Source organism: Kitasatospora sp. NPDC059803, assembly GCF_042732255.1.
Taxonomy (GTDB): Bacteria; Actinomycetota; Actinomycetes; order Streptomycetales; family Streptomycetaceae; genus Kitasatospora.
In genome coordinates this window covers 15,630-23,778 of record NZ_JBHWIJ010000118.1, presented here as the reverse complement: position 1 = coordinate 23,778, position 8,149 = coordinate 15,630, and the positions used below count along the sequence as shown (strand labels likewise).

Sequence of the window (8,149 nt, the reverse complement as noted above, 5' to 3'; positions counted from 1 at the left end):
GGCTGGGACGGTCTCCGGGGCGAGCTGAGCCGTGACCCCGAGGCCCCACCGATCCGTCGGGGGGGCCTCGACCCGTATAGCGTGGTCGGGCAGCGACGAAAGGACCTTCCCCCACCATGACCCGCGTGATCGCCGGGCTGGCCGGCGGCCGCCGGCTGGCCGTACCGCCAGGCCGGGGCACCCGCCCGACCTCCGACAAGGCCCGTGAGGCGATGTTCTCCACCCTGGAGGCGCTGCGCGGCACCCTGCACGGGGCCCGGATGCTCGACCTGTTCGGCGGATCGGGCGCGGTCGGCCTGGAGGCGCTGTCGCGCGGCGCCGAGCACGTCCTGCTGGTCGAGGCGGACGGCCAAGCGGCCCGGGTGATCCGGGAGAACGTCCGCACGATCGGCCTGCCCGGCGTGGAGGTGAAGGCCACCAGGGCCGAGCAGGTGCTCGCGGGCCCGCCCCCGCAGACCCCGTACGACCTGGTCTTCCTCGATCCGCCGTACGCCGTGACGGACGACGAGCTGCGCGAGATGCTGATCACACTCCTGGCCGGGGGCTGGCTCGCGGAGGACGCACTCGTCACCGTGGAGCGCAGCACCCGTGGCGGCGAGTTCGGCTGGCCCGAGGGCTTCGAGGTGCTGCGCTCGCGCCGCTACGGCGAGGGCACGCTCTGGTACGGTCGCGCCGCCGCCGAGACCAGCCAGCACGAGTAGCGGGCCGAGGCCCGCAGCAGCCGTCACCCCCCGAGGGAGCACCCACGCCATGCGCCGCGCCGTCTGTCCCGGTTCGTTCGACCCGATCACCAACGGTCATCTCGACATCATCGGGCGGGCCTCGAAGCTGTACGACGTCGTGCACATCACGGTCCTGATCAACCGCAACAAGCAGGGCATGTTCAGCGTCGAGGAGCGGATCGGCCTGATCGAGGAGGTCACCGCGGACTTCGGGAACGTGGTGGTCGAGTCGTACCACGGCCTGCTGGTGGACTTCTGCCGGGAGCGCGGGATCCCCGCGATCATCAAGGGCCTGCGCGCGGTCAGCGACTTCGACTACGAGTTGCAGATGGCCCAGATGAACCACGGCCTGTCCGGGGTGGAGACGCTGTTCGTGCCGACCTCCCCGACGTACAGCTTCCTCTCCTCGACGCTGGTCAAGGAGGTCGCCTCGTACGGCGGGGACGTCTCCCACCTGCTGCCGGAGACGGTGCACCGGCGGCTGGTCGAGCGGATCGCGGAGCGCAAGGCCCAGCAGTAGGCGGGAGCGGCGGTGGCCGCGGGGCGGCCGTCCGTTTCTGCCGGTTCGTCATGACTTGTCCGGTGCCCGGTCGACCGGTTCGGCTCGGGCGTTGTGACCTCGCCGCGCGGTGGCCGTACAGTCTGTATTCCTGCCCCTGCGGTGAGGTTCACCGCGTCGGGCCTGCCTCCGCCGGACCGTCGGCGGCACACGGAAAGACGAAGCCCCGTGGACGTGCAGAACAAGGTCGACGAGATCGTCGCGGCGGTCGAGAACGCCCGCTCGATGCCGATGTCGGCCTCCTGCGTGGTGAACCGGGCCGAGCTGGTCGGCCTGCTCAACGCCCTCAAGGCGGAGCTGCCCGCCGAACTCGCCCAGGCCCAGTCGATGATGGCCGACCACGAGCAGGTGGTGGCCGGGGCCCAGGCCGAGGCCGACCGGATCATCCAGGGTGCACACGCCGAGCGCGGCTCGCTGATCTCGGACACCGAGGTGGTCCGCCGGGCCCAGGCCGAGGCCGACCGGATCCTCGCCGAGGCCCGTGGCGAGGTCGAGGCCAAGCGCGCCGAGGCCGACGACTACGTGGACAGCAAGCTCGCCAACTTCGAGGTCGTGCTGACCAAGACGCTCGGCGCCGTCGGCCGCGGCCGGACCAAGCTGCGCGGTGACTCCAGCGTCTTCGAGACCGACTTCGACGGCGAGACGGACGGCGAGGAGTTCCAGCCGCAGCGGATCACCCCCAGCCCCGAGGTCGACGAGTACGTCGATGCGAAGCTCGCCACGCTGGAGAACGTCCTCAGCGCCACCCTGGAGGCCGTCGGCAAGGGCCGCGACAAGCTGCTCGGCAAGCGGCCGATCGACGAGCTGGGCGCCTACCTGGCCGCCGCCGACGAGGCGCAGCAGGCCAAGGAGCGGGCCGAGGCGGTGGCCGCCGGCTTCGCCACGGACGGCGACGCCAACGGCGACGACATCGCCTGGTACCGCGAGGACGTCCCGCAGCAGCAGACCTGGCCGGAGCAGACCCCGGCCGCGGCGGGCTGGCAGGCCCCCGGCGTCGACCAGTACGCGGCCGCCCAGCAGCAGGGCGGGCAGCAGCAGGGGCAGTACGCCGAGGTGTACGCCGGCGGCTACGACCCGGCCGGCCAAGGCGACCCGTACGGTGCCCAGTGGGGGCACCAGCAGCAGGGCACCGCGGACGGCTACCCGCAGCAGCAGCCGGACTACGCGGCCCAGCAGCAGCACGGGGACTACGGCTATCCGCACCAGCAGCAGCCGGGTTACGGCGCGCAGCAGTACGACGCCTACACCTACCCGCAGCAGCCCGCCGCCCCGCCGGCCGTGCCGCAACAGCAACAGCAACAGCAGCAGCAGCCGGGCCTGGACGAGACCAGCTTCTTCGACACCAGCATGATCGACATGACCCGGCTCCGGGAGCTGGGCGGCCGCTGAGCCGGCTCCGCTCGGGCCCGGCGCAAGCTCCTGACGGGAGCGAAGTTGGGCCTGGCGGGAGACTCCGGTAGGCTGACCACTCCGGCCTTTTCGTGTCGGACTGTCGGCTTGCCCGCGCACCGCTGGTGCGGAGGCACCGCGATCGAAGATTCCCCATGGAAGTCAGGACACCTTGAACCGCCTCGACCACCGCGACCCCCTCGTGTTCGACACGCACGAGCTGGGACGTCGCCCGGGCTCGCTGCGCAAGGTGTCCCGCACCCTGGAGGCCCCCGCGGGCCTGGGGATCATCGACGTGATCGGCGTCCCCGAGAAGAGCGAGCTCCGGCTGGAGCTCCGCCTGGAGTCCGTGGTCGAGGGCGTGCTGGTCACCGGCACCGCCGAGGCCCAGGTCGAGGGCGAGTGCGCCCGGTGCCTGGAGCCCGTCGAGGACGACCTCGACGTCGACTTCCAGGAGCTGTACTACTACCCGGAGTCCGACGAGCGTCACCGCGCCCGGACCGCCGGGGCCGAGGACCTCGACGAGGACTCGGAAGAAGATACTTACCGTCTGGAGGGCGACTTCTTCGACCTCCAGCCGGTGCTGCGTGACGCGGTGGTGCTCGCACTGCCGCTGCAGCCGGTGTGCCAGGAAGACTGCCTGGGCCTGTGCTCCGAATGCGGAGCGCGCCTGAGCGACGACCCGACGCACCACCACGACGCCGCCGACCCCCGGTGGGCGGCTCTGCAGGGACTCTCCGCCGCCCCCGGCGACGAGGGTGACGGGATCAAGAACAGCGACACCCGTGAGGGTCTCGCCGAGAACCAGGAGAAGTAGCCGTGGCTGTTCCGAAGCGGAAGATGTCGCGCAGCAACACGCGCCACCGTCGGTCCAACTGGAAGGCCGTTGTTCCGGCCCTCGTGGCGTGCGACCGCTGCCACGAGCCGAAGCTGGGTCACATCGCGTGCCCGAGCTGCGGCACGTACAACCGTCGCCAGGTCCTCTCGGTCTGATCGGCGGGGTGCACGGATCGATGTCGGACGGTAACTCCACCCGCAAGGCGTCCTCCGCCCCGAAGGGTTCCTCTTTGGGCGGTGGCAGGGCCGGTGGGCCGGCTTCGACCGAATACGACGTCCTGGAAGGGCGCCTCGGGTACACACTCGAGCGCGCCCTTCTGGTGCGTGCCCTGACCCACCGCTCGTACGCGTACGAGAACGGGGGCCTGCCCACCAACGAGCGCCTGGAGTTCCTCGGCGACTCGGTGCTGGGCCTCGTGGTGACCGACACCCTCTACCGCGTCCACCCGGACGTGCCGGAGGGCACGCTCGCCAAGCTGCGCGCCGCGGTGGTGAACTCCCGCGCGCTCGCGGACGTCGGCCGGGGCCTGGAACTCGGCACGTTCATCCGGCTCGGCAAGGGCGAGGAGGGCACCGGCGGCCGCGACAAGTCGTCGATCCTCGCCGACACGGTCGAGGCCGTGATCGGAGCCGTCTACCTGGACCAGGGTCTGGACGCGGCCACCGAGTTCGTCCACCGGCTGTTCGACCCGCTGATCGAGGAGTCCTCCCAGCTGGGCGCAGGCCTGGACTGGAAGACCAGCCTCCAGGAGCTCACCGCCTCGGTGGGCATCGGGGTGCCCGAGTACGTGGTCATGGAGTCCGGTCCGGACCACGAGAAGACCTTCACCGCGGCGGCCCGGGTGGCCGGCGAGGACTTCGGCAGCGGCGTCGGCCGTTCGAAGAAGGAGGCCGAGCAGAAGGCCGCCGAGAGCGCCTGGCGGGCGATCAAGGAGAAGTACGCCGACCGGCTGCCCGCCGGGGCGTGAGGGAGCAGTAGCCTTCCTCCTGCTGATCCCTTCCGCAGGAGGCCTGTTCCCGTGCCCGAACTTCCCGAGGTCGAGGTCGTCCGCCGCGGTCTGGCGAACTGGGTCGCCGGGCGGACCGTCGCCGACGTCCAGGTGCTGCACCCGCGCGCGGTGCGCCGCCAGCCCGCCGGCGCCGCCGACTTCACCGCCCGGCTGACCGGCACCACCCTCGGCACCGCGCAGCGGCGCGGCAAGTACCTGTGGGTGCCGCTGGCGGGGTCCGGCGCGGGCTTCTCGCTGATCGGCCACCTCGGCATGAGCGGCCAACTCCTCGTCCAGGACCCGTCCGTACCCGACGAGACGCACCTGCGGGTGCGGCTGCGGTTCGCCGACGGCGGCCGCGAACTGCGCTTCGTCGACCAGCGGACCTTCGGCGCCCTCGCGGTCGAGGAGGCCGAGGACGGCGACCCGGAGGGCACGCCGCTCTCCATCGCGCACATCGCCCGCGACCCGCTCGACCCGCGCTTCGACGACGCCGCCTTCGCGGCCGCGCTGCGGGCCAAGCGCACCACCGTGAAGCGGGCGCTGCTCGACCAGACGCTGATCAGCGGGGTCGGCAACATCTACGCCGACGAGGCGCTCTGGCGCTCCCGGCTGCACTACGACCGCCCGACCGCGACGCTCACCCGCCCGCAGGCCGCCGAACTGCTGGCGAACGCCCGCGAGGTGATGACGGCGGCGCTCGCCGTCGGCGGCACCAGCTTCGACAGCCTGTACGTCAACGTGAACGGCGAGAGCGGCTACTTCTCCCGCGACCTCGATGCGTACGGCCGCGAGCACGAGCCCTGCCGGCGCTGCGGCACCCCGATCCGGCGGGCCGCCTGGATGAACCGCTCCAGCTACTTCTGCCCCCGCTGCCAGCGGGTGCCGCGGGTCCGCAGCGGGGGCTGACAGCAGGGGCAGGGAGCGGGGGCCGGGGAGCTCAGTGCTTGGCGAGTTCCGGCTGGTCGGCCGCCGCCTCGCCGGGGGAGCCGTGGGTGTCCTGGCCGAAGTAGGCGACCCCGACCGCGGACACCACCGCGAGCAGGAAGCCGACCACGCCGAGCCAGCCCAGGCCGGACTTGGAGGAGTCGCCGAGCCAGAGCACGCCGATCGCGCCGGGCAGCACCGTCTCTCCGACCACCAGCGCTGCCGTCGCGCCGTTCACCGAGCCGATCTGCAGCGCCACGGTGTGCACGTACATGCCGCCGATGCCGCCGACCAGGATCGCGTACAGCGCCGGGTCGGAGAGCAGCTTGGCGAGGTCGAACGGGTCGATGCCGTTCAGGATGCGCACGCCGACGCCCAGCGCGCCGAAGCCCAGGCCGGAGAGCAGACCGGCGACGATCGCGCCCTTGGAGCCCATCCGCCGCACCAGCAGGCCGCCGCCGACCAGCAGCACGGTGGTGACCAGCAGCAGGCCCCAGTGGAAGGCCATCGACGCGTGGTGGCCGCCCTCCGGGCCCGCCGAGACGGCCAGCAGCACCAGCGCCGAGCAGAGCACGCCGATCGAGGCCCACTCCAACTGCTTGAGCCGGATGCCGAGCAGCTTGATGCTCAGCACCGCGGTGATCACCAGGTTGGCGCTGATGATGGTCTGCGAGAGGAACAGCGGCAGCAGCCGCGCGGCCAGCGCGCCCAGCCCGAAGCCGATCAGGTCGAGCACCGTGCCGACGATGAACTCCCAGGTGACGGCAGCCTTCGCGGTGGAGGACAGGCTCGGCCCGCCGTGCTCGGTGGTGGCGCCGGAGGCGCCCTTGGCGGCCTCCTCGCGCGCGGAGCGGCGGGATCCGACGGCCTGGAGGACTGAGCCGGTGCCGTAGCAGGCGGATGCCGCCACGGCGGTGACGAGGCCGATGATCACCGGGTGCTCCGATCGGGAGATGGGTCAAGAACAGGTAATGGGACCAGCGGTCCGGGACCACTATGCCCGTCCGCGCGGTACGGTCGGCGCACCGCCCGGAACACCCTGGGCCCGCCGGGACGTACGTCCGGGCGCCGGCCGCGGTTCCCGCGCACCGCCCGCGTCAGGGGCGAGTGGGGGAAACATCATCCCCGAGGAGGGGTGCGGCCCCGGCGGTCGGCGGGGAATCTTGTCACTACCAGTATGCGAAGGGTATGCCGTGCCTTGACGCCCGTCAGGGTAGCGTCGAGGGCATGAGAACCCTTGCACGACGTTCCCGGGGCGCCGGGCCGCTTGCCCTGGTGGCGGCGCTGCTGGGGCTGCTGCTCCTGCTCGCACCGACGGCCTCGGCCGCGGGCGGGCTGGACGACGCGGCCTCCACCCTGAAGCAGGGCCGGGTCTACGTCGACCCGGCGATGACCAGCCGATTCAGCCAGAGCCAGGCCGACGCCCTGACCGAGAAGATCAAGAAGGCCGACAAGCCGATCTTCGTCGCGGTCGTCCCGGCCAGCGCCCCCTACGGCGAGCGGACCGTCTTCAACGACCTGCGCACCAAGGTCGGCATCGACGGCGCCTACGCGGTCTGGCGCGGTGACCAGTTCGCGGCCAAGGCCGACCTCGGCGCGATGGCGAAGGGCAGCGCCGAGCGGATCGCCGGCGCCGCCTTCCGCTCCCACAACGGCGACATCGACGCCACCCTGAACGAGTTCGTCGACAGCGCCGCCCCGCAGGCCAAGGGCACCGGGGTGAACCACAGCACCTCGATCGCCTGGGTGGTCATCCCGGTCGTGCTGCTCGCGCTGGCCGGCGCCGGCGTCTTCCTCCTCTTCCGCCGCGCCAAGGCGCGCAAGGAGGAGCAGGCCCGGGCCGAGCTGGAGCAGCTGCGCCGGGTGGTCGACGAGGACATCACCGCCTTCGGCGAGGAACTGGACCGGCTCGACTTCAACCCGGCCGCGACCGACGCCGACGACACCCAGCGCACCGACTACACCCACGCCCTGGACTCGTACGAGAAGGCCAAGCGGCTGATGGACGAGGCCAAGCGGCCGGACGACGTCAAGCCGGTCACCGAGGCGCTGGAGGACGGCCGGTTCGCGCTGGCCACCCTGGCCGCCCGGCGGGAGAAGCGCCCGGTGCCCGAGCGCCGTCCCCCGTGCTTCTTCGACCCGCGCCACGGCCCCTCGGTCAAGGACGTCGACTGGGCCCCGGCCGACGGCGCCGCCCGCACCGTCCCGGTCTGCCGGTCCGACGCGGACCGGCTGGCCGCCGGCCTCGACCCGGCCATCCGCACCGTCGAGACCGAGCACGGCCCGCAGCCGTACTGGAACGCCGGCCCGGCCTACGCCCCCTGGGCGGGCGGCTACTTCGGCGGATTCGGCGGCGGCCTGCTGCCGGGCCTGCTGGTCGGCACCATGCTCGGCTCGATGATCAGCAGCCCGGCCTACGCCGCGGCGCCGATGATGGACCAGGGCTACCAGGACCAGCACGAGGGCGGCGACTTCACCGGCGCCGACTTCAACTCCTCCGACTTCAGCGGTGGCTTCGGCGACGGCGGCGGCTTCGGTGGCGGGGACTTCGGTGGCGGCGGCGACTTCGGCGGCGGCGACTGGTGACCCGCTGAGCCCCACCGCGACACCCCTGCGGCCCCGCCGGACTTCCTCCGGCGGGGCCGCTCCCCGGGGGCGAGCGCCCCGGGGTCCTGTGACCGCCCGCCACGCCAGACGCGCGCGGCACTCACGGGCGCGACGCCCCC

At 72.4% G+C, this 8,149-nt stretch carries 9 protein-coding genes; 8 read left to right on the top strand and 1 reads right to left on the bottom strand.

From position 1 onward, the window contains the following. Positions 1 to 116 precede the first annotated feature (116 nt). From rsmD to mutM, 7 genes are all read left to right on the top strand, one after another. The gene (gene rsmD, locus ACFV6I_RS20055; protein ID WP_063347698.1) at positions 117 to 701 is read left to right on the top strand and encodes a 16S rRNA (guanine(966)-N(2))-methyltransferase RsmD; all 585 of its coding nucleotides are present in this window, start codon (positions 117 to 119) and stop codon (positions 699 to 701) included. A 49-nt stretch (positions 702 to 750) separates the two neighbouring features. Beyond that, on the top strand, positions 751 to 1,242 hold the full coding sequence (gene coaD, locus ACFV6I_RS20050) for a pantetheine-phosphate adenylyltransferase (RefSeq protein WP_063347697.1): 492 nt from the start codon (positions 751 to 753) through the stop codon (positions 1,240 to 1,242). Between the two features lie 207 nt (positions 1,243 to 1,449). Continuing rightward, positions 1,450 to 2,670, top strand: coding sequence for a cell division initiation protein (locus ACFV6I_RS20045; protein WP_380426690.1), 1,221 nt, complete (start codon positions 1,450 to 1,452; stop codon positions 2,668 to 2,670). A gap of 172 nt (positions 2,671 to 2,842) precedes the next feature. Continuing rightward, positions 2,843 to 3,487, top strand: a complete 645-nt coding sequence (locus tag ACFV6I_RS20040) for a DUF177 domain-containing protein (RefSeq protein WP_063347695.1) — start codon at positions 2,843 to 2,845, stop codon at positions 3,485 to 3,487. A 2-nt stretch (positions 3,488 to 3,489) separates the two neighbouring features. Further along, positions 3,490 to 3,663 carry a 50S ribosomal protein L32 gene (gene rpmF / locus ACFV6I_RS20035; RefSeq protein ID WP_030056747.1) on the top strand — a complete coding sequence of 58 codons (174 nt, stop codon included), beginning with the start codon at positions 3,490 to 3,492 and terminating at the stop codon, positions 3,661 to 3,663. A 20-nt stretch (positions 3,664 to 3,683) separates the two neighbouring features. After that, positions 3,684 to 4,475 carry a ribonuclease III gene (rnc, locus tag ACFV6I_RS20030; RefSeq protein ID WP_079135603.1) on the top strand — a complete coding sequence of 264 codons (792 nt, stop codon included), beginning with the start codon at positions 3,684 to 3,686 and terminating at the stop codon, positions 4,473 to 4,475. Positions 4,476 to 4,526: 51 nt separating this feature from the next. Then, positions 4,527 to 5,405 (top strand): bifunctional DNA-formamidopyrimidine glycosylase/DNA-(apurinic or apyrimidinic site) lyase, encoded by an 879-nt coding sequence (gene mutM, locus ACFV6I_RS20025; RefSeq protein ID WP_380376625.1) that lies wholly within the window; start codon positions 4,527 to 4,529, stop codon positions 5,403 to 5,405. A 31-nt stretch (positions 5,406 to 5,436) separates the two neighbouring features. On the opposite strand, the gene ACFV6I_RS20020 is transcribed toward mutM, so the two are convergent. Then, entirely contained in the window at positions 5,437 to 6,357 is a 921-nt protein-coding gene (locus ACFV6I_RS20020) for a hypothetical protein (RefSeq protein WP_063347692.1), read from the bottom strand. A gap of 293 nt (positions 6,358 to 6,650) precedes the next feature. On the opposite strand from ACFV6I_RS20020, the gene ACFV6I_RS20015 reads away from it, so the two are divergent. Continuing rightward, positions 6,651 to 8,009: a hypothetical protein gene (locus tag ACFV6I_RS20015; protein ID WP_380426688.1), complete on the top strand. Its 1,359-nt coding sequence runs from the start codon at positions 6,651 to 6,653 to the stop codon at positions 8,007 to 8,009. Positions 8,010 to 8,149 lie beyond the last annotated feature (140 nt).